General features: G+C 43.3%; 14 protein-coding genes. 8 read left to right on the forward strand and 6 right to left on the reverse strand.

Annotated elements, in window-relative coordinates; genetic code table 11:
* Nucleotides 1-24 precede the first annotated feature (24 nt).
* The 3 genes from IPJ09_12070 to IPJ09_12080 all read left to right on the forward strand — a co-directional run bounded on the left by IPJ09_12070 (nt 25) and on the right by IPJ09_12080 (nt 5,027).
* Nucleotides 25-3,207, forward strand: coding sequence for a glycosyl hydrolase (locus IPJ09_12070; GenBank protein ID MBK7372152.1), 3,183 nt, complete (start codon nt 25-27; stop codon nt 3,205-3,207).
* A gap of 195 nt (nt 3,208-3,402) precedes the next feature.
* A complete protein-coding gene (locus IPJ09_12075) occupies nt 3,403-4,665 on the forward strand; it encodes an ammonium transporter (GenBank protein MBK7372153.1) in 1,263 nt (420 codons plus the stop codon).
* Between the two features lie 20 nt (nt 4,666-4,685).
* The gene (locus IPJ09_12080) at nt 4,686-5,027 is read left to right on the forward strand and encodes a P-II family nitrogen regulator (protein MBK7372154.1); all 342 of its coding nucleotides are present in this window, start codon (nt 4,686-4,688) and stop codon (nt 5,025-5,027) included.
* Between the two features lie 8 nt (nt 5,028-5,035).
* Here IPJ09_12080 and IPJ09_12085 read toward each other — a convergent pair whose 3' ends face one another.
* The 6 genes from IPJ09_12085 to IPJ09_12110 form a co-directional block, all read right to left on the reverse strand.
* Nucleotides 5,036-6,223 (reverse strand): amidohydrolase family protein, encoded by a 1,188-nt coding sequence (locus tag IPJ09_12085; GenBank protein ID MBK7372155.1) that lies wholly within the window; start codon nt 6,221-6,223, stop codon nt 5,036-5,038.
* A gap of 133 nt (nt 6,224-6,356) precedes the next feature.
* Entirely contained in the window at nt 6,357-7,709 is a 1,353-nt protein-coding gene (locus IPJ09_12090; GenBank protein ID MBK7372156.1) for a TrpB-like pyridoxal phosphate-dependent enzyme, read from the reverse strand.
* A gap of 124 nt (nt 7,710-7,833) precedes the next feature.
* Nucleotides 7,834-8,664, reverse strand: a complete 831-nt coding sequence (locus tag IPJ09_12095) for an alpha/beta hydrolase (protein MBK7372157.1) — start codon at nt 8,662-8,664, stop codon at nt 7,834-7,836.
* A gap of 239 nt (nt 8,665-8,903) precedes the next feature.
* The gene (locus IPJ09_12100; protein MBK7372158.1) at nt 8,904-10,259 is read right to left on the reverse strand and encodes an Nramp family divalent metal transporter; all 1,356 of its coding nucleotides are present in this window, start codon (nt 10,257-10,259) and stop codon (nt 8,904-8,906) included.
* 123 nt (nt 10,260-10,382) lie between these two features.
* Nucleotides 10,383-10,901 carry a Smr/MutS family protein gene (locus tag IPJ09_12105; protein MBK7372159.1) on the reverse strand — a complete coding sequence of 173 codons (519 nt, stop codon included), beginning with the start codon at nt 10,899-10,901 and terminating at the stop codon, nt 10,383-10,385.
* A gap of 657 nt (nt 10,902-11,558) precedes the next feature.
* Nucleotides 11,559-12,215 (reverse strand): carboxypeptidase-like regulatory domain-containing protein, encoded by a 657-nt coding sequence (locus IPJ09_12110; GenBank protein ID MBK7372160.1) that lies wholly within the window; start codon nt 12,213-12,215, stop codon nt 11,559-11,561.
* Nucleotides 12,216-12,687: 472 nt separating this feature from the next.
* On the opposite strand from IPJ09_12110, the gene IPJ09_12115 reads away from it, so the two are divergent.
* The 5 genes from IPJ09_12115 to IPJ09_12135 all read left to right on the forward strand — a co-directional run bounded on the left by IPJ09_12115 (nt 12,688) and on the right by IPJ09_12135 (nt 22,070).
* Nucleotides 12,688-13,710 (forward strand): proline iminopeptidase-family hydrolase, encoded by a 1,023-nt coding sequence (locus IPJ09_12115; protein ID MBK7372161.1) that lies wholly within the window; start codon nt 12,688-12,690, stop codon nt 13,708-13,710.
* A 149-nt stretch (nt 13,711-13,859) separates the two neighbouring features.
* Complete coding sequence (locus IPJ09_12120) at nt 13,860-17,231, forward strand: ThuA domain-containing protein (protein MBK7372162.1); 3,372 nt, start codon at nt 13,860-13,862, stop codon at nt 17,229-17,231.
* Between the two features lie 145 nt (nt 17,232-17,376).
* Nucleotides 17,377-19,635, forward strand: coding sequence for an acetylxylan esterase (locus IPJ09_12125; GenBank protein MBK7372163.1), 2,259 nt, complete (start codon nt 17,377-17,379; stop codon nt 19,633-19,635).
* A gap of 129 nt (nt 19,636-19,764) precedes the next feature.
* Entirely contained in the window at nt 19,765-21,162 is a 1,398-nt protein-coding gene (locus tag IPJ09_12130; protein MBK7372164.1) for a Gfo/Idh/MocA family oxidoreductase, read from the forward strand.
* 47 nt (nt 21,163-21,209) lie between these two features.
* The gene (locus IPJ09_12135; protein ID MBK7372165.1) at nt 21,210-22,070 is read left to right on the forward strand and encodes a PmoA family protein; all 861 of its coding nucleotides are present in this window, start codon (nt 21,210-21,212) and stop codon (nt 22,068-22,070) included.
* Nucleotides 22,071-22,167 lie beyond the last annotated feature (97 nt).

Raw genomic sequence — 22,167 nt, forward strand, 5'->3', positions numbered from 1 at the left:
CTTCTAATTCTATTCTTGATCACGATGATCCTACCAACATCCTGGTCTCAGAAAAAATCCAAATCAACGACTGCTTCCGTAACTGCTTCCGCAGTGCCTTCGGCACCTGCCAAACCTGCAGACGATCTCAACGCCTATTTTAAGCCGGTCAAATGGCGCAGTATAGGCCCTTTTAGAGGAGGGAGATCTGTGGCCGCCTCCGGAGTGGTGGGGGATGTGACTGCCTACTATATGGGCACGACAGGAGGAGGGCTTTGGAAAACGGATGATATTGGTCTCACCTGGTCCAATATATCCGATGGATTTTTTAAGACCGGATCAGTAGGAGCCGTAGCAGTAGCCGAAAGTGATCCCAATGTGGTCTATGTAGGTATGGGCGAGCATCCTGTCAGAGGAGTAATGACCCACCACGGCGACGGAGTATACAAATCCACCGATGCCGGCAAAACCTGGAAAAATATTGGTTTAGAACTTTCTCAGCATATTTCCCGGATAGTTATCCACCCAAAGGACCCCAATGTAGTCTATGTCGCTGCACAGGGAGCACTCTATAGTAAATCCTCGGAGCGGGGTATCTACCGCTCTACAGATGGCGGGACTACCTGGACCAAAGTATTGTATGTAGATGATAAGACCGGAGCCGTAGAGTTGAGTATGGATATGAATAACCCGCGGATCCTCTATACCGCTATGTGGGAAGGTGGTCGCTTGCCATGGAAAGTCATCAGTGGTGGACCGGGTAGCGGATTGTATAAAAGTACCGACGGAGGGGAGCATTGGGACAAAATGACGGAGGGACTGCCTAAAGAAATGGGTAAAATGGCGATCTCCGTCTGCCGATCCAACTCCGAACGCGTGTATGCCCTGATCGAAAGTGACTCGGACAATGAGTTAGGAGGGCTATTTATGTCTTCCAATGCAGGTAAAAGCTGGAAAAGAATCACCAACGACCATCGCCTCTTACAACGTGCATGGTATTACATTGAATTATTTACTGATCCTGCGGATGAAAACACCATCTATGTTCTCAGCGCCTCTGCATTTAAGTCTATAGACGGAGGAAAATCATGGGATAGGATCACTGGTACTCATGGAGACTACCACAACCTCTGGATCAATCCACAAAATCCTAAAAACATGGTGATCTCCAATGATGGTGGCGCTGCCATCTCTTTCAACCAAGGTCAAACCTGGACCCCGCAGAGCAATATGCCTACTGCTCAATTTTACCGCATCAATGTCGATAACCAATTTCCTTACCGGATCTATGGTGGACAACAAGATAATTCGTCGGTATCTATAGCGCATCGTGAACTCGGCAGTGGCGGCATCACCGGAGAAAGCTGGACTTCTTCAGCAGGTGGTGAAAGTGCCTTTTTAGCTTTTAATCCGGACGATCCGAGATATGTATTGGGGGGTAGCTACCAGGGCACCATAGAAGTATTGGACAACAAAGCCAAAGCCAGCACCAATATCATGGCTGCACCTATACAATATCTCGGTATGGATGCCAAAGACATGCTATACCGTTTTAATTGGAATGCTCCGATCATCTGGTCTAAGCACGAACCCAATACCTATTACCATGGGGCTCAAAAATTATTAAAAACCACCGATATGGGGGTCACCTGGACAGAAGCGTCTCCAGACCTCACCAGGAATGAAAAAGACAAACAGGGTAAAGGCGGCGGTCCTTATACCAACGAAGCCGTAGGAGCAGAAAACTATGGTACCCTGGCATATGTCATCGAATCACCCTCTGAAAAAGGAGTCATTTGGACCGGCAGCGATGACGGCCTGGTCTATGTGACCCGCGATGGAGGAGCCCGGTGGCTCAATGTGACTCCACCGGATCTCAAAGAATGCCTGATCAACTCTATTGAAGTGTCTCCTCATGACCCGGCGACGGCATATATAGCCACCACCAGGTACAAGTTTAATGACCATACACCCGGCTTGTATAAAACCAAAGATTATGGCAAGACCTGGACCAGCATCAATAATGGTATCCCTTACGGTGCATTTACCCGGGTAGTCAGAGAAGATGACCAACGCCGGGATCTTTTATTCGCTGGCACTGAGACTGGCATATACATCTCTATGAATGGGGGCATGAACTGGATGCCATTCAACCTCAATCTGCCTGTCACTCCTATCACCGATCTGCGGGTACATCAGGGTGACTTGATAGCAGCTACCTCAGGTCGTTCATTTTGGATTTTAGACGATTTGGGCTTAATCAGACAATACCAACCTATAGATAACGCGATGACCTTATATCAACCAGAGGACACTTACCTGGTCAATGGATCCAGCGACCTGGATCACACTTCTTCAGAGTTCAAGGGAAGTCAGAAATCAAGAGGAGTCAATCCTGCTACCGGTATCGTGCTCTATTATAATCTCCCCGAATTGGAAGCCTCAGAAGTATTGACCCTTGAAGTCGCCGATGCAAGTGGAAAATTAATCAGGTCATTCAGTTCTGTCGGAGATAGTACATTTTCGGAATGGGAGGGCGGTCCATCTGAAGAACCTACTTTGTCCAAGAAAAAAGGACTTAATAGATTTGTGTGGAACTTGCGCTTTCCTACGATCAAAGGAGTGGCTGGCGTTTATATCGAAAGCAATTTTGATGGTCACAAAGCACCTCCCGGCAAATATACTTTTACCCTGAAAAAAGGAAATCAAAGTATGGTCACAGCTGCCCGGATATTACCCAATCCGTTATATGCAACCAGCCCAAAGGATTATATGGAGTATGACGAACTGATGACTAAAATGGAAACTGAAGCCAGCAAAATGCACCAGATGGTCAATGATTTGAATGATCAACGCATACGCCTGGAGTCAGTACTCCAATCCTTGCCTGCAGATTCAAAATATGACGACCTACGAAAAGAAGGCAATGAAACAATCAAAAAAATGAAACTCTGGGATGAAGATATGATCCAAAGGAAATCCAAAGCCTATGATGATGTCGAAAATTTTCCAAATAAGTTTACAGCCAACTATCTTTTTATGGTCAATCAAACGGAGAGTGATATGCCTAAAGTCAATCAACCCTCCTTGGATAGGCTTAAAGTACTTACGGCAGAATGGAATACCCTTCAGTCTATGGCCAATGAAATCACCAATAAAAACCTACCTGATTTGAATCAGAAACTTTGGGAAGCCGGTATTGGTGCTATCGGTAAATCAAAGAAATAGTGACTTTGAGTCAGTAAAAGTCTGAATGTTCAAATTGCCCCAAAAGTCTTTTTTAGGTTATATGTGCATTGATTTTTAACCTTTTTTGAACTAAAAATAATTTTCTTCAAAGAATCAGGTCTGTTAGAGAGTATTTTTCTAAGACATAGGTTATTTTCACTCCCCGATAAATAACCTACTTAAATCTTAGTCTTTATGCAAGAAGTCACCGATGTCGCTGCCCAGCAAGCAGACCTGATACATAGTATTGATACTGTCTGGGTAGCTATTTGTGCGGCCTTTATATTTTTAATGGAAGGAGGATTTGCTTTATTAGAAGCAGGTTTTGTTCGTGCCAAGAATGCCATGAGTATCATCGCGAAGGTGATCGTGGATATCTGTTTTGGTGGTTTGGCATATTATATCGTTGGTTTTGGCATAGCATATGGAGTGTCCAATGGTTGGTTTGCATTTGGTTTTGGGATTAGCGAGGGTGATTTAGGCCTTGGTCTCACGGTATCCAATAAACTGTTTTGGTTTTTACAATTAGGCTTTGCTTTGGCAGCCATATCCATCGTATCAGGTGCTGTGGCAGAGCGCATGAAAATCTGGTCTTATGCTCTATTTGTAATCATCTTCTGTGCGGTCATCTATCCTGTGATCTCCAATTGGGTATGGAACCCGCATGGCTGGTTATTTCTCAAAGGATTCAATGACTTTGCAGGTTCAGCGGCCGTACATGCTACTGGCGGCTTTGCTGCACTCGCAGCAGCCATCGTCGTAGGACCCAGGATTGGAAAATATAGCAAGGAATCAGGAGTGCTGGCCACTACGCCTATACCTGGTCACAACCTTCCTTTGGCTGCTGTTGGAGCTTTTATACTTTGGTTTGGATGGTTTGGATTTAACCCAGGCTCTACCTTAGGCGCTGTGGGAAAATGGGATCTGATCGCGCATGTCGCTGCCAATACTTTTCTTGCTTCTGCAGCCGGTGGGGTGTCTACCATGATCTACACTTACTTTAGGTACGGCCAGATAGACATTACGATGGTCATCAATGGGGTCCTGGCAGGTCTGGTAGCTATCACAGCAGGATGTAACCTGGTCAATCCATTATCCGCGATCCTGACAGGTTTGATTGCCGGGATATTGGTCGATCTCGCAGTAGTATGGATAGACCGAAAAGGTATAGATGACCCGGTAGGAGCGATTGCTGTCCATGGCTGCAACGGCTTGTTTGGTACCCTGGCAGTAGGGCTATTCGCCACAGAAAAAGGATTATTCACTGGAGGAGGAAGCCAATTTTTTCTTACTCAGGCATTAGGCGTGGTGGTGATTTCGCTCTTTTCATTTGCTATTACTTTTGCCATCATGACCTTGTTTAAAAAGACCATCGGGTTGAGAGTATCACGCGAAGAAGAACTTTCTGGTATAGATGCAGGTTCATTTGGTGTAGAGTCTTATTCTACTTTTGAATAATTTATTTAATTTGTCATTCTATGAAAAAAATAGAAGCCATCATCAGACCATCCAAGCTAAAAGCTGTTCAAATAGGACTTAAAGAAGCAGATATACCTTGCCTTACGGTGGTTCCAGTCAAAGGAACAGGATTGCAAAAAAGTTATGCTGAGCACTATCGGGGTTCGGAGCAAACCATGATCCTTCAGACCAGGGTCATGATCATATGCGTAGTCAGTGATGAAAATCTTGAAAAATGCATCAATGTTTTTATGGAACACGCCTCTTCAGGCCAGGTAGGTGATGGCAAGATTTTCATCTACGATGTTATGGATGCCATTCGGATTTCTACCCAGGTAAGAGGCAGCGCTGCAATCAAATAAATCCTAAATCAGATCAGACGAGTTGCTCTGCTATCTGGTAAAAACATCGATTTATGTTCATCAAAGGGATAAACGTGTACTAATCCGGGTTTCTTGCCAATTTCGATTGAGCCCAGGCGATCTTCCATGCCAAGAGCCTCAGCCCCATTGATCGTACCCCATTTAATCAATTCATTGAATGGCACATAGGATTGATATTTTTGAATCGTCTTTATCTCTTCGAGGATCGATAGTTGCCAATTAGATGCGAGGCTATCAGTGCCAATGCACATTTTGGTGGGAGTATCTAACCAATATTGATATTTTGGCATTCTGTTTTCAATGTACAGGTTGGCATTGGGGCAGGTCACCCAGTAGACATTTTTATTCCAGTCCTCGATAGCCTGGATATCTTCTGCAGTACTCATCGTATTGTGTACTAATAAAGTCCGTTGTGTCTCCGACATGGCCTTGATTGGCACGCTGGAGGCAAGCAATCCATGAGCATGATATTGGTCCAGGTTCAATCCGAAACTTAGAAAAAAAGACACTAATGATCCGGATTTGCTGGCAATAAATTGGTTTTCAGCTTCCGTCTCCTGGTGATGAATACTGGCAGTCCCTCCCGGGGCCTGGTGCGCTCGAATCAACCGAAACAATGGGTCAGATACGCTATAGGTAGCGTGTGGCACTATAGATTTATAATCACCCTTTTTACAATGCAAGGCTTCAAAAATCTGGTTGGATTTTTCAAATTCTGCAGTTGCATTATCCGGTTGCATAAGATCAAAGGCTTCCACAAACGTATTGTACCGGAGATCTGACCTACCTTTTTGCTCGAAGCTGTCTGAGACATTACTGATATCGCCTACTGCCACGATCCCTTGCCGATACATTTCATTATCTGCTTCTGCTATATGGGCTGCAATATGGGCTGCCTCAGCACCCCTTCGCGTCACCACCTGCCTGATAAATTCAACCAAACCGGTGCCTGTAGGGATCATGCCACGCATATGCGACAGCTCCAGGTGACAATGTGCATTGATAAATCCCGGGACTATAATACCCGGTAGCATTTGGACAGCAGCCTCACGCTCGATGTCGGCATATGGTCTGATATCCAATATGGTTCCATCTTCTTCAGTAGAGATCACATGATCATATAAGGGGTCAGCACTGGATGCTGTGTAGATTAATTTGCTGTGGTAAAGGGGCATTGAGTTGTTAAGCATTAATTAAAATAATCACAGATAAAATTAGTCATATCTCCAGGTTAACATACTTTTCAATATAAAAAAAGAGCTCATAATAAATACAAGCTCCTTAATCATTTGTAGTATTTAAAGTCTGTTAAGCTGGTATCAATTTACTCGTCAAATCTGCAATTTCTGCTTCACTCAGTACATGATCTTGCAGTTTGCCAGCAAAATAATCAGCATAAGCCTGCATGTCAAAATGACCATGTCCACACAGATTAAATAGAATGGTTTTTTTAGTTCCTTCTTCTCTCGCTTTAATGGCTTCCTGAAAAACCGTGGCGATTGCATGAGTAGCTTCTGGCGCAGGGATGATACCTTCTGCCCGAGCAAACTTTACGCCGGCATCGAAACACTCCAGCTGTGCATGTGCTCTGGCCTCGATAAGCTTGTCTCTTAATAGTTGGGAGACGATGACACCGGCACCATGATATCTCAGCCCTCCGGCATGGATGGATGCTGGTACAAACTCATGTCCCAGTGTATACATAGGCAACAATGGTGTCATACCTATAGAATCTCCAAAATCATAACTAAATACGCCTCGGGTTAGTTTTGGGCAGGAGAGTGGTTCACTGGCGATCGCACGGATCGACTTGCCTTCCTCCAGGTTTAATCTCAAAAACGGAAAAGTCAATCCGGCAAAATTAGAGCCGCCGCCAAAAGGGGCTACAATGATATCTGGCATTTCACCGGCTTTCTCCATTTGAAGCATGGCCTCCTGGCCCACGACGGTCTGGTGCAACAATACATGATTAAGCACGCTGCCCAAGGCATACTTCGTATCAGCATCGGGAGCAGCTCTTTCGATCGCTTCAGATATAGCTATCCCCAGACTCCCTGGGGAGTTGGGGTCACCCGCCAATATCTTCCTGCCCGACGCTGTATGATCTGTTGGGGATGCATGGACTTTAGCCCCAAAAGTCTCCATCATGACCCTTCGATAAGGTTTTTGATCATAACTTACTTTGACCATATAAACTTCGCATTCGATACCAAACATATTGCAGGCAAAAGCCAGAGCACTGCCCCATTGTCCAGCGCCGGTCTCTGTCACGATCCGTTTTACCCCTTGTTGTTTATTGTAATAGGCTTGGGGGATAGCTGTATTGGGTTTGTGAGAACCGCTTGGGCTTACCCCTTCGTATTTGTAATAGATATGAGCTGGAGTGTCAAGTAAAGCTTCGAGACCGTATGCCCTATACATTGGCGTAGGTCGATAGATTTTATAGGCTTCCCGTACTGCATCAGGGATCTCAATATATTTTTCACCAGATACTTCTTGCAGGATGAGCTCCATCGGGAATAAGGGGGCGAGCATCTCTGGTCCTATCGGTTCTTTGGTGCCGGGATGCAGCGGTGGCAGCGGTTTGTTGGTCATACTGGCCACGATATTGTACCAATGCGTGGGAATCTCATTTTCGGTGAGCAAGATTTTCTTTTCCATTATTTGTAGGTTTTTTATTGAGAGGTAATATAAAAAGATTTGTCTTAATTTTTTTGGGGGAGGTTGGCAAATTGTTTAGAACAACCGAACAACTATAAAATTGATTTCATTAAAAAAACAATATTCATTCTTTGACCCAACCATTGTCGATCATCCAATCAGTCAATCGATCCGGCCAGCTGTGCAGGGTACGCAGCTTGCTACGTAAACCCATATTGAAAGCATGAGATCCCTGTGCATAGATATGGGCCTCGATGGGTCGCTTGGCTTTTCGATACTTACTGAGCAGGTCCACCACCGGCTGAGAACAGCAAGGATCGTCATTGGCGACTAACATAAAGGTAGCAGGAGCATTATCCGGTACAGTCTCAGGAATACCATATGGCCCCGGATAGATCAAAATCTGAAAATTTGGTCTACTATCTGCCAAATCTATTGAATCCATGGAGCCCAGGATACTGCCACCTGAATATGCCACCATAGCGGCGACCTCCCCACCGGCCGAAAATCCCATCACCCCGATTTTGTCTTGCATGAGATGCCACTCAGCAGCCTTGCTTCTGATCATACGCATAGCCCTATTGATATCCTGGCGAGGATGTACATCCAATAAATAAGGCGAGTTTTCTTCCCTGGCCAGTCGATATTTTAATACAAAACCAGTCACGCCGATGCTATTAAAATACGCTGCCGCATCCTTGCCTTCGGGATTAAACACCAACTCCCTATGTCCACCCCCGGGACAGATCAATACTGCTGTACCATTGGCCGTGCCGGTGGCTGGCTGATACACCGTGATAGAAGGATTGTGAATATTTTTTACCCACCAATCTTTGGCTTGTTCTGGCTCATCCTTCCGGGCTTCAAATCCCGGAGCACCATTGGGCCAGAGATGAATTTGTGTTTGAGCGACACTTTGAATGTAGCAGATTAATAACAGGACCGTATATTTCATTTGATAAATATATCATAAATGACAAAGAGAAAGATAGAATTAAGACAGAGTATCAACAATGGATAAAATCAGCTTATGTTTGAAATGATCAATAAAAAGTTACCTTTTTTTTGATTTTTTAGTGTGAAAAAAATGCCTGAAATATTCCAGGTTCGCTGAAGTCGTCTCTGCACTTTTAAGCAATGGGGTATGGCCTTTAATACTTTCGACCAGGTAAGAATATCAATGCCTGGATACCCTTAAAACAAACTATACAATCCATAAATAGCGACAAATACGATGGACAAAATACTTAACCAAAAAAACAAATCATAGATCTTGCTCTCGGCCTGATCAAGCTTGCGCTGATATTTAAAATGAATAGCTGCATATCCAACCAGCAAGAGTAATACTGAGCCAACCACACCACCCGATAAAATCATCAAAACGGGCAGATTGATCGTCTTGTACATGAGAACCCACAAAGCTGGAAACAAAAATGCCAGGAAGGCAACCACTTTTTTCCTTTTGACTACATCTTTAAAATCATACCATCCCAATACACCGGTCCCATCGCTGTACAACCTGGTCATGGCAGCACAAGTGGCAAATACACTGCTGAACAACACAAAAAATGCTCCGATGAGATAGGCTGTTTTCACGCCGGGCCCCAGGGACTCTGTATAGATCAGGGCGAGCTTTTCTATCAAAAAGTTTCCTTCCGGGATTTCTCCTCGTTTAAATAGGATGGCAGCTCCTAATAAGTAAAAAGCCGCTGTCACCAGGGTATAAATAATCATTGCAAAAATGGCATCCAGGGTCATGACTTTGATCCATCCTTGCGCCCTGGCATTTCGCTGTGGATCATCTACTCCTGGTGTTTTAGGTCCGGTGTAAGCTGCATAACCTTTCTCCAGGCACCAATAATTGTACGCTATCGTCTCATCAGCAGCGACACCGGTGATTCCAAAGGCTCCGATAGCGACCAGGATAAGATCCGGCGGCAATTTGAATTTCATCCCATTCCATACATCACTCACCGTAAATGCATAGGGCGTTTTGCTCAACAAATAAAGAGAACCAAGTGTCAGCACGGTGAAGCAAGCTATCATGACCAATGAGCCTTTTTCAACCAGGGGATAATAGTCTTTGTAAATAAGGATGGCAGCCATCAGGGCTACGATCACTGCCCACATAAAAGTAGAGCCCCCGCTAAACAGCATCCGGAGTACCAGGGCTGTGCTTCCCACCATGCCTCCAAGCTGAATGATTTTGAGAAATGTCAAGCCGAGGACCGTCCATACCGCCCAGGAGCTTTTCTTAAACCTGGGACCAGGTATCTTATCAAAAGCACGCATGGTGGTTTCACCACTTTGAATGGCATGTTTGCCAAATTGGAGCTGGACAGCCACTTTGATCAAACAGCTGAGTATAATGATCCAAAATGCTGCAAATCCAGCTTTAGCTCCTAATATGGTAGTAGCTATAAGCTCACCGGAACCAACGATTGAAGCCGAGAGTATAAAACCTGGTCCTAAAAATTTAAGTTTATCAAAAAAACGGATAGGTGGTTCTTTGATGGTGTCTACGGTTATTTCGTATGGATCTTTCTGCATCTGATTGTTATAAGGCTTTAAATGTAAGGATAAGCTACAAAAGAGTTTTATCCATTCCTAGCATTTTAAGGTAGCCCTTCAACGCTCAGTTTTTACACGGCCGCATACTAGCAATCCTTATAATTATTGTTTTAGCCAAACATCGATCGAAGCAAGGTTGGGATTGGAAGATACTAAAGTGACTTCGGGATACAAGCTTAGCAGATACTCTACCTCCTGTTTTAAAATTCCCTGGCCTACACCATGAATGATTCTAATATGAGGCAGCCCCTTGTCTACAGCATGTTCTAAAAATCTTTCACATATATCTTTTTGAAAATCGAGGATACTGCCCTGGTCATGAGAAAACAAGTTTCGCAGCAATTCGTAATGCAAGTCTATAGTATCTGTGAACAGGTATTCTGTTATACCGCCCGAGTCCGGAATATAGGCATCTTCAGAGGACCTTTTATATTCGATAGATTCCGGGATATCTTCGTCCTGGCTGATCTCCAGCTCCTCTGAGTTAAATGAAATCAGCCGATCATCTTTCATCCTAAGGACCATTTTTCCGCCTGGATCTTGTTTTTCAAACCGGCCCCTTTGACCTGAAGCCATCACACGCAACCAGTCGCCTACCCATAATTCATCTGCCTTAATCATTGGTGAATAGCGCTTTATTTTTTGAGTGATTTGCGAAGTTGCGTCATTGGAACGATCCGTTTTTCAGGGAACTCACGGAGATAAACTTCGACAGAAATGGCTTTGGAATGCATGGAAGCTTTATTGTTGGTTGTTTTATTCCAAATATATTAAAAAAGGATCCACACTCAAAATCAAGCAATAGATCAGAAGGGCCAGCTTGAGTTGCAACATTGCACTTTGTCTGACGATTCTATCCAATCTGGTACGTGTAGGTAATTACTGTGTTAGTGTGAGGATGTAAACTAAAAGCAGGACTGAGGCAATCAACACCAACATTTTAAGCCATCTCAAATCCTGTAAATAAAGATATTTCATATTGCGATTAAAACGCAAATGTAAGCTGGTAAGTTTGAGATTTCAGAATTAAATTTGTCAACTCTTTGTTAAATTTTGTATTTACAGAATATTAAGTATTAAAATTGAATAAATCAGAATATAATAATATATCTACAGTTAATTTTAGATTAGAATTGGTTAATTTAGGTGTACAACCTGATAGTCATTTGATTTGGCAATGCCCCAGGAAAAGGAGGATAATGGGTACAAAATGCTTGGCACCCTAAAGAATTAGGCGGTTTCGATAGAAGATTACTGGGGCTAGTCAATCACCATTGACTATTCATCGTCGGATTTCTTCTTCTTTTTGAATTGCCCTTCTTTCCAGGCATCGAAGAATTTTTTCCAAGCCACCACATTAAAGAGGTTTATAGGTTTATACTGGCCTGCATAATAATAATTCTGCACTACCTGCTGTTGGTAATTGCTAAAGTTTTCACCTCCATCCCTAGGGAGTGATTTTCTGAGGTTAGCCATAGCATTGTTTGCAAGATTTTTGGCTGCAATCTCCCTCATTTTGTCTGACACATCGAGTGCTAGAAACTCCAATTTAAAATGTTCTCTACTAGGCCAGGGGTAAATCACCGTTTCAGGCAAGGTGAGTGTATCACTGTAAAGGATCTGGAATACCGAATACCGATTATCCTTGAGATCTACAGCAACTTCATAATGAGCAGATTTAAACCCTACAGCACTAAAAACCAGTTTGTCGCCTTTTTGCACTACCAGGGAGAAAAAACCATTGCGATCTGCATAAGTACCTCGACGCGTATTTTCGACACCTACGTGGGCATAAGGTATTGGCAGGGGTTCGTTTTTCTGATCAGTGACCACCATGCCGCTGAATTGCACCAGGTTGCTATCAATATAATTCTGGCCCCACAAACCAATAGTGATCAAAAAAAAAGCCAGAGATAATAGATTCCTGTGATGCATTTAGGCTACAAAATACTTGTAATAATTCATATGTACCAACGAAGCGGGCAAAGTATATGATTGCAATAGAATTGGTTTAACTTGAATTTAACGGAGACAAGGGCGGAAGAAATTTCCAAATATATTAAGATAGTAATTATTAAAATATATAAAGCTTTGAAGAATTTACTATTACATGCGATTTATCCTAAATGATCATATCCGAAAAAAGTCTATTCGAATAGCTATTTAAACTTCACACAAATGAACAAGGGTTATAAAACTACCAGATGACTGAATAAGGATTGAAAACAAAAATGATTTACCTGTCAACCTCCTCTCGGATTTGCCAATAGATGATCTTCGGATGATTCAGTCCACGGTAAGCAGCGCATATTTTCCATATACTTTATTTTAATTTCTCTTATTGAATTATTAATCTAAGGTTCTATACTTAGGCTAGAATTAACTATGTTTAGGAAAATATTTTTTTATGAAGTCGCTCATTTTATCGGTCATTAGTTTAGTGTTTTATGCTGCTTGCAGAAATGCTTCGGTAGATCCGACAGTACTTACCCTTGCTCAATATCATCAAGTCAGTACACCCGGAGTCCAGTCAGGAGGTATCAGGATGATTCCGATCCATACTCCAAAAGGTGATTTTAAAGTATGGACTAAAACTATTGGGCACCATCCTACCATCAAAGTATTATTGTTGCATGGAGGACCAGGCTCTACCCACGAATATTGGGAATGTGCAGAGAGTTTTTTCCCACGGGAAGGCATCGAGTTTATACTGTATGATCAGTTAGGATCACATTATTCTGATCAGCCGATGGATAGCTCACTCTGGACTAATGAAAGGTTTGTAGAAGAAGTAGAGCAGGTGCGCCAGGCATTACAACTGGATGAAAACAATTTTTACCTCGTTGGTCACAGTTGGGGAGGGATCCTGGCGATGGACTATGCACTCAAATATCAACAACATATCAAAGGTCTGATCATCTCCAATATGATGTCTGACTGTGTCGCTTATGATCGTTACGCTGCTGATGTGCTATCGAAACAAATGGATCCAATCGTTTTAGATTCCATCATGCTACTCGAATCTCAAGGCAAGTATTCAGATCCAAGATATATGGGTTTGCTTTTGCCGCATTTTTACAAAAAACATCTTTGCCGATTAGACGAATGGCCCGATCCGGTCAATCGAAATTTTGCTCATACCAATAGCCAGGTCTATGTACTGATGCAAGGTCCATCTGAGTTTGGTATCAGCGGAAGACTTGAAAACTGGGATCGCTCCAAGGAACTCAAGAATATCAATGTTCCCACTTTAGTAATCGGCGCAACCCACGACACGATGGATCCTGAACATATGAAGTGGATGTCAACCCAGTTTCCAAATGGAAGATTTTTACTCTGCCCAAATGGCAGTCATATGGCCATGTGGGATGACCAGGAGGTTTATTTCAAGGGATTGATCTCCTTTCTAAAGGAAGTAGATAAAGGATAATCCAATCTTAATCAAAGCTGATCCGGTATCCGGCTTCATCCATCCTGATGTGTCGTAACCAGATAGTTTTTGTGCTTTTTATGAGTATTTTTTACAATAAAATAGGCCTATTTTTACCCTCCTTACATTAAACCTTAATACTTGTCATCATGCGAATGTTTTTGCTGCTCCTTTTTACTTTGGTTTTTATAGCTCCGTTCCAACAGTCCTGCACCTCTACGGGGGGGCATCATATCCTCGTGTTTTCTTATACTACAGGGTATAGACATGCCTCCATCGAACCGGGTCAGGCAGCCATCAAAAAACTTGGTCAGGAACACGGTTTTGAAGTAAGTATAAGCGAAGACCCAACTGTTTTCACAGATGAATCTCTAAGCCAATATGCTGCCATCGTTTTTTTGAGTACTACCGGAGATATTCTCAATAGTCAGCAGGAAGCAGCGTTTATGCGATATATCCAGGCAGGTGGGGGATATGTGGGAGTACACGCTGCTGCCGATACGGAGTATAGTTGGCCCTGGTATGGCAAACTGGCAGGAGCCTATTTTCACAGCCATCCCAAGCAAGCCAATGCCGCCATCAAGATCACTTGTGATGGATCGGCAGCCTGTAAGGACTTGCCATCGGTCTGGTCAAGGTGGGATGAGTGGTACAACTACCGGGATGTACAGCCGGATCTCCATGTGATTGCCTCGTTAGACGAGACTTCTTATGAAGGGGGTAATATGCAGGGTAATCATCCTATCGCCTGGTATCACGAGTTTGATGGAGGACGGGCATTTTATACCGGTCTCGGCCATACTGACAGCTCCTATATAGAGCCCGCCTTTCTCGGGCACCTCCTCGGCGGCATAGAGTATGCCATGGATCATAAAAAACTGGATTATTCCAAGGCTTATACCATCGCCATGCCTGAAGAAAACCGGTTCGAAAAATCGGTGCTGGCCGCTAACCTTGATGAGCCCATGCAAATGGATATCATGCAAGATGGCAGCGTCCTGATCGCAGAGCGAAAAGGCAATATCAAATTGTACAATCCATCGACCGGCCTCATCGAATATATCACCAGTATGCCTGTACATACCAAGTACGAAGATGGCCTATTAGGAATAGTTTTGGATCCCGCATATGAGACCAATCACTATGTGTATATGTTTTATTCTCCGGTAGGTGATATTCCGACACAACATGTATCGAGATTTGTATTAAAAGATAAGTCCCTGGATATGGCTTCCGAAAAAATCATACTCAAGATTCCTGTGCAACGAGACGAGTGTTGTCATAGTGCCGGCTATCTCAAAATCGGGGGAGATGGATTGTTGTATATTTCAGTGGGTGACAATACCAATCCCTTTGCTTCTGATGGTTTCAATCCGATCGACGAGAGGCCGGGTCGCATGCCCTGGGATGCTCAAAAATCTTCTTCCAACACCAATGATCTCCGCGGAAAAATACTTCGCATCAGGGTTTTGCCCGACGGCAGCTATGAAATCCCTGAAGGCAATCTTTTTAAACCCGGCACGCCTAAGACCAGGCCTGAAATATTCGTAATGGGCTGTCGCAATCCTTTTAGATTTTCCGTAGATGATCGGCGAAAACTGGTGCATTGGGGTGATGTAGGACCCGATGCAGGACGAGACAGCCTGGGTCGCGGACCTAAGGGCTATGACTTTTTTGGTCAGGCAGGAGAAGGCGGCGGATATTATGGATGGCCCTATGTTCGTGGCAATGGTCACTCATACAATGACTATGACTTTGCTGCCCAAAAAAGTGGTCCACTCTTTGACCCAAACCATTTAGTCAATAATTCTCCTAACAACACCGGTATGACAGACCTGCCTCCATACAAGGCTCCAAAAGTCTGGTACTCTTATGATCGCAGTCGTGAATTCCCTTTTGTGGAGATAGGAGGTAAAAATCCAATGGGTGGACCGGTATACTATAAAGAAGATTATACTCCTGCTGCAGGCTCTTTTCCTGATTATTTTGATGGGAAATTATTCATCTACGAATGGATGCGCCGATGGATCTATGTCGTGAGTCTCGACAAAGAAAACAACTTTATCAAGTTCGATCGATTTATGGAGGGCACCACTTTTGCCAACCCGATGGACATGAAGTTTGGGCCAGATGGATCGCTCTATGTACTCAACTATGGTACCAAATGGTTTGCGCAAAATGAAGATGCTCAATTATTCAAAATCGATTTTAATGGAGGTAATCGGAGGCCGGTGGCTAAATTTAGTGTGGATAAATATAATGGGGCAGCACCAATGACCGTCAATGTCAATGCCAGTGAATCCTCAGATGCGGATCGCGATGACCTTAGCTACACCTGGCTGATCAATGGGGCAGAAAAGGCCCAAGGGTTAAAAGCAAAAATCGAGATCCCATCACCCGGGACCTACGATCTTCAACTTAGAGTGAATGATAAAAGTGGCGCCACAGCCCAGACCAATACCAAAATTCAAGTAGGCAATGATATGCCTCTGGTAGATATCGAAGTTTTTGGCAACAAGACTTTTTTCTGGCCAGGTCGAAAAATACCCTATTCTATCTCCATTCAAGATAAAGAAGATGGGTCCAACGAAACCGGCACCCTTAGTCCTGCTAACATCCAGGTCTCCTCTGCATTTATCCAGGAAGGCCAGGACCTGGCCGCGCTCCAGGCAAGTGGACACCTGGCAGGCATGAATCAATCACCCAATGAATCTGGTCGTCTGTTAATTGAAAAGTCAGATTGCAAGACCTGCCACAGCCCGACCCAGGCTATCAATGGACCCTCCTATACCCAGGTCGCCCAACGCTATCAAGGTAAAGAAGGCATAGATAAGGTACTGGCTCATAAAGTGATCACTGGTGGTACTGGCAACTGGGGCGACCGTGCCATGGCAGCCCACCCTCAACTCAGTGAAGGAGAAGTGAAACAAATGGTCAATTATATACTCTCTTTTGCCGGGGGTTCGCAGGACAATAAAACGGCTATCTCCAATATGCTCAGTGGGGTGGTGGATGTCAAATCCTCCGGCAAGGGCAATTATGTGATCTCCGCAAGCTATACGGACAGAGGTTATAATGGGATCCCTGCTCTATCCAATCAAGCTGCCTGGACTTTAAAAAATAGTTTAATCCAAGCTACCGATGCAGATATCAAATCCAGCAAGGTCACCACAAATGAAGCCAATGGTGCAAAGACTATCACCCTGCATCACAATGATTATATCGGATTGAATGACATAGATTTTAAAGACCTCAAAGGAGTCATGATGAATTATACTGCCAGCACTACAGGCAAAATAGAAGTTAGACTGGATGATCCGGAAAACGGCACACAAATAGGTGAATTGATGGTGAGTCCCAGTGACGGTGTAGCAGGTTTAAAAGAGTTGAGCGGCATGTCAGATTTAAAATTTACAAAAGGATTCCACGCGATCTATTTCGTATTCAAAGCTGACAAAGTGGAAGCTTCTGCAAGTTTTAAGCCTTCTGTGTTAGAGTTTAAGTTTCCGGAGAATATGTAGGTCATTTTTATTTAAAAGGAAAAAAATTTTACTCTGTAGGATTTGGACCGTCTTCTCCAGGTTCGCCAGGAAAGCTATCAATACTTAGCAAGCCCTATACACCATCTGAAAGTCAATTCACCAAATAAATTATTATTTTAAAGGTATGAAGCAGACTTTCATTTCATCAATCATTTTCAACATAGTATTTATTTTTATCGTCAATGTACACATCGTTGTCGCTCAATCAAAATCGGTAAATATCACGGTAGATCTTAAACCAGTGGAGGAAGAAAATCTGAATGTTTTTCATGATTGGATTCGATGGAACGCACCGGGCAGTATGCGCACTAACTTTTTGAATAGTCTTGCTTCAAAATTGTATGAAGCGCGCGACAGAGAAATTGCACAATTACACACTAAGAGGGATTGGCAGGACCGTCAAATAAAAATGAAAGGCAAGCTATTAGAATCGATTGGTATATTTCCTGAAAAAACGCCATTAAATCCAAAGATTACCGGTATCATTAATAAAGATGGCTATCGAATAGAGAAAATACTATTTGAATCCAGGCCCGGATTTTATGTAACAGGATGTCTTTTTATTCCGGAAAATAGAAATACTACATTACCAGCAGTGTTAAATCTCATTGGGCATGAACAAGAGTCTTACCATGAACCACTAGATCAGGTTATAATTCAAAATTTGGTTAAAAAAGGCATGATCGTATTTACGATTGATCCACTTGGGCAAGGGGAGCACGTTCAATATTTTGATCCCAAAATAAATTTTTCCTCCATTGGGTATAGTGTGATCGAACATAGCTATTTTGGAAACTTATGTTTTTTATCCGGTGAATCTTCAGCAAAATATTTTATCTGGGATGGCATCCGGGCAATTGATTATTTAGTATCAAGATCAGAAGTCGATCCCGAACGTATCGGAGTGACCGGGTTTTCCGGAGGTGAGACAGTGACCAACTATCTTGCAGCACTCGATCCAAGAGTCAAGGTATCCATACCCAGCAGCTGGTCCAACACTTGCAGAAGGGTGAGTGAAATGAAAGGAACTCAGGATGCAGAGACCTTTTTTATCCATGGACTAAAAAAAGGAATCACGGTTGAAGATCTTTTAGAAGTTCGGGCGCCAAAGCCAACCCTTTTAACTTTTACCTCTCGTGATGAATATCTGAGTCTGCAAGGTGCTCGTGACACATACCGTGAAGCTAAGAAAGCATACGTTTCATTTGGAGCCGCCGATCAACTTGACATGGTAGAAGATGACTCCAAACATTGGTTGACACCGAAAATAAGATTAGCTATCTACTCCTTCTTCATGAAACACTTTAATATGCCAGGAGATCCTGCTGAGGTAGAAGCCGAGATCATACCGGGCAAAGAATTATTAGTGACAGCTAGCGGCCAGATTGCGACTTCTATCGGGGGGGATATGGTTTTTGATATCAATAAAAAGTCAAGCCAGAAATTGATAGAACATCTTGAACTATCAAGAAAAAGTATAACAAAACATTTGGCCTCCGTCCGGGAAAAAGCAAAAGAAATATCAGGATATATCAAGCCCTGTTGTGAAAATGTGGAACCTATCATCAATGGCCGTTACCAACGCAATGGATACACGGTGAACAAATATGCATTACCTGGTGAGGGAGACTATGCTATACCTTTTTTGCTTTTCGTTCCTGATGATCTTAAGCCTAAGCATCGGGCAATAGTCTATCTCCATGCTGATGGAAAAGCAAAGGAAGCAAAACCAGGTGGCGAGATAGAAGAATTGGTAATGAAAGGTTATATCGTCGCAGCAGCAGATCTCCTGGGGGTGGGTGAAACCGTTTGCAGCGTAACCCGAGGTATGGCAGATGCTTATACTGGTGTACTGATTGGGCGGAGCCTGGTGGGGATCCAGGCAGGAGATATCGTTAGGGTGGTAAATTATCTCAAATTACACACGGGAGTAGATCCATTACAGATCGTTGCTGTTGCCAATAAAGAAATGTGCTTGCCTCTGCTCCATGCCGCTGTATTCGATCCTTCTATAAAGTCGGTTATACTCATCAGTCCATTGATCTCCTATCGTTCCATCATCATGAACAGGATACACAAAATTGGCTTGACGGCCCGCGAAGGAGGTGGTTATCATCATCCTTACGAAGTTGATTTTTCCTGGGGTATAGCCGGAGTATTAAGGGGGTATGATTTGCCTGATTTGATGGGCTGTATTGCACCTCGTAAACTGGTATTGGCGAACTTAATGAATGAGTTATTGGAAAGTGCTTCTGATGAGGTACTGGGTCAGGAGCTAGAATTTCCAAGAGCGGTGTATGGAGTCAAAAAAGAGTCCGGTAGTTTGAAGGTGATTGATGGATATGAGAGTTTAAGCATATTGGTGAATTGGTCTTTTGAATGATGAATAAACGCCCTCCGTCATTTCGCGATTGAGCTTATTTGACTTCAGGGTCCTTTTTGGATATTGATTGTAAAATATCATTTAGATTTGAGCATAAATTTTTTATATTCATTGTCAAAATATCAAAACATGAAAAAGAAATCCAAATTAGGAAGGAGGGAGTTTATAAACCAAACACTTCAAACTTCCGTCGCCATAGCACTGCCTTCCATCGTTCCATCTTCTGTATTTGGGAGAAATGCTCCTAGCAATAAGATTAATATCGCCCAAATTGGATTCGGTCGGATCGCGATGACTCACGATCTCAAGGATACGCTTCCATTTGATGTCGCCCGGGTAATCGCCGTGGCTGATGTCGATGCCAATCGGGCAGTCAAGGGCAAGCAGTTTATTGAAAATTTTTATACTAAGAAAACAGGTAAGACCAATTATGTCGATGTCAAGACTTACGGAGATTACCGGGACATGCTTTTGAATAAAGATATCGATGCCGTGATCATTTCGACCCCGGACCATTGGCATTCTCAACCCGCCATCGAAGCTGCCTTAGCCGGAAAAGATGTGTATGTACAGAAGCCCACTTCATTGACGATAGAGGAAGGACGCATGCTGGCTGATGTAATCAAAAAAAAGGGCACCATCTTGCAGGTAGGCACTCAACAACGATCTACGGCTCAGTTTAGAATCGCTGCAGAACTTGTTCGCAATGGAAGAATAGGCAAATTGCATACTGTAAGGGTCGGACTTCCTGGTGATCCTTCCGGCCCGGATGCCTCTGAGATGCCGATCCCTAAAAATCTGAATTACAATATGTGGCTCGGATCCACACCGGAAGTTTATTATACAGAAATACGCGTTCATCCTCAAAATAGTATGACCGATCGTCCGGGGTGGCTTAGATGCGAACAATTCGGTGCCGGTATGATCACTGGTTGGGGACAACACCATTTTGATTCTGCAGCATGGGGTATGGATACGGAGTATACTGGTCCAATTTCCATTGAAGCAGTTGCCGAATTCCCAAAATCAGGCCTATGGAATGTCCATGGAGATTTTATGGCAAAAGCAGAATATAAAAACGGTGTAACCATGTATACAAGTGGCGGATATCCAAATGGGATTAGATATGAAGGAACTGAAGGCTGGATATTTGTCTCCAGAGGTAGTTATACCGCATCTCCAAGTGATCCGGTGTCAAAGGAAAAGAGCAGCAAAGCACTGGATGCCAGTGACCCCAAAATACTCACTTCAGTAATCGGTGCAAATGAAACACATTTATATGTCAGCGAAGACCAACATGGCAATTGGCTAGATTGTATCAAAAGCCGTAAAACGCCAATCTCTCCGGCAGAGATCGGTCACCGGGCATGCAGTGTTTGTTTGTTGACGCATATTGCTATGAAACTTAGCCGAAAACTGACCTGGAATCCAGACAAAGAAGTATTTGTAAACGACCCGGAAGCAAACGCTTTATTATCCCGTCCTCAACGAGCTCCTTATGGAACCAAAAATATAAAAATGTCCTGATGAACATCATTAATAAAATAAAACTATTCCTTTTCATTAGCTGCTTCATGACCTCACAGGCAGTATGGGGTACAAAAATTAATGCTGTCAAAATTGGATCTAAGATCAATGTGACTATTGAAGGAAAATATTTCACCAGCTACATTTTTTCTTCTGACGAGAAATATCCTTTTTTCTACCCGGTCAATGGCCCGGGTTCGGGAGGCTCAGTTACTTCCATGCGAAATGGAGAATACCCTCATCACAGTTCATTGTTTTTTGGCTGTGATCAGGTCAATGGTGGAAACTATTGGCAAGATGGATTAGAACGTGGTCGCATCATCTCCATCAATGCTGAAATAATCAAAGAAGGTGGGGATACTGTAATCATTACGGATGAATGTATATGGAGTCGTCCCGGAGCTGCATCTCCTATTAAAGACACACGAAAATTTATTATTACTGCTCCTTCAGCGACGCTGCGGCAGATCGATGTAGAAATTAATATGGAACCTTTGATGGAGGTCCACATTAAAAAAACGAATCACTCTTTGTTTAGTGCTCGCATGGCAGCTGACTTATCTGTGAAGAATGGAGGGACTATGATTAATGCCGAAGGCGCTACAGGAGAAAAAGAAACATTTGGTAAAAGCTCAGCATGGATTGATTATTATGGGAAACGAGGTGATATGATTGAAGGCCTGGCTATTCTGCAACATCCTGCCAACCCCTGGTTTCCCTCTCCCTGGTTTACCAGAGATTATGGATTTATTTCACCTACACCCATGTACTGGCCTCAGAATAACGAGGAGACTTTTATGAAAAAAGGAGACAATTTGGTGCTTCGTTACCGGGTATTGGTCCACGGAGGTGATCATCAGGAAGCGAATATTGCCAGGGCATTTGAAGAGTATAAACAAACAAAGTAGCAGCTATTTGAGTTTAAAAGAAAGTTATCCTCCGGGTCTTATAGCGGATTAAAAATTTTACATAGGCGACTATGTTCCTGGCAGTTCGTGTAATCTG

This window comes from Saprospiraceae bacterium (genome assembly GCA_016709995.1).
GTDB lineage: Bacteria > Bacteroidota > Bacteroidia > Chitinophagales > Saprospiraceae > JADJLQ01.

Bases quoted from the DNA above. Each gene is read 5' to 3' on its own strand.
- IPJ09_12070 (MBK7372152.1), top strand. From the start codon at position 25: ATGATCCTACCAACATCCTGGTCTCAGAAAAAATCCAAATCAACGACT.
- IPJ09_12075 (MBK7372153.1), top strand. From the start codon at position 3,403: ATGCAAGAAGTCACCGATGTCGCTGCCCAGCAAGCAGACCTGATACAT.
- IPJ09_12080 (MBK7372154.1), top strand. From the start codon at position 4,686: ATGAAAAAAATAGAAGCCATCATCAGACCATCCAAGCTAAAAGCTGTT.
- IPJ09_12085 (MBK7372155.1), bottom strand. From the start codon at position 6,223: ATGCCCCTTTACCACAGCAAATTAATCTACACAGCATCCAGTGCTGAC.
- IPJ09_12090 (MBK7372156.1), bottom strand. From the start codon at position 7,709: ATGGAAAAGAAAATCTTGCTCACCGAAAATGAGATTCCCACGCATTGG.
- IPJ09_12095 (MBK7372157.1), bottom strand. From the start codon at position 8,664: ATGAAATATACGGTCCTGTTATTAATCTGCTACATTCAAAGTGTCGCT.
- IPJ09_12100 (MBK7372158.1), bottom strand. From the start codon at position 10,259: ATGCAGAAAGATCCATACGAAATAACCGTAGACACCATCAAAGAACCA.
- IPJ09_12105 (MBK7372159.1), bottom strand. From the start codon at position 10,901: ATGATTAAGGCAGATGAATTATGGGTAGGCGACTGGTTGCGTGTGATG.
- IPJ09_12110 (MBK7372160.1), bottom strand. From the start codon at position 12,215: ATGCATCACAGGAATCTATTATCTCTGGCTTTTTTTTTGATCACTATT.
- IPJ09_12115 (MBK7372161.1), top strand. From the start codon at position 12,688: ATGAAGTCGCTCATTTTATCGGTCATTAGTTTAGTGTTTTATGCTGCT.
- IPJ09_12120 (MBK7372162.1), top strand. From the start codon at position 13,860: ATGCGAATGTTTTTGCTGCTCCTTTTTACTTTGGTTTTTATAGCTCCG.
- IPJ09_12125 (MBK7372163.1), top strand. From the start codon at position 17,377: ATGAAGCAGACTTTCATTTCATCAATCATTTTCAACATAGTATTTATT.
- IPJ09_12130 (MBK7372164.1), top strand. From the start codon at position 19,765: ATGAAAAAGAAATCCAAATTAGGAAGGAGGGAGTTTATAAACCAAACA.
- IPJ09_12135 (MBK7372165.1), top strand. From the start codon at position 21,210: ATGACCTCACAGGCAGTATGGGGTACAAAAATTAATGCTGTCAAAATT.